Genomic DNA, 220 nt, shown 5'->3' on the forward strand with positions numbered 1-220 from the left:
GCCGATGACGGGCGCCTTGAAGAGGCTGCCGGAGGCGCCGATCGTCGCCGGGATCGACCTCATCTCGTCCGGCGCCAGGGCGTCGCCCCGTTGGTTCAGAGGGTGTTCCACGATGGCGCCTTCCGCGTCGATGAACGTGCCGAGGAGACCGCCGTCGGAGCTCGCCCCCTGTAGCTCCTCGCGCATATCCCACCCCGTCGAGGTCGTTGCGAGCAGGGAA

General features: G+C 69.1%; 1 pseudogene. It reads right to left on the reverse strand.

The features are described 5' to 3' along the window. Positions 1-186: pseudogene (locus F0L46_RS25520) on the reverse strand (sugar-binding transcriptional regulator); the annotation flags it as partial. Positions 187-220 lie beyond the last annotated feature (34 nt).

The sequence above is a fragment of the Salinarimonas soli genome (assembly GCF_008386575.1).
GTDB classification, from domain to species: Bacteria; Pseudomonadota; Alphaproteobacteria; order Rhizobiales; family Beijerinckiaceae; genus Salinarimonas_A; species Salinarimonas_A soli.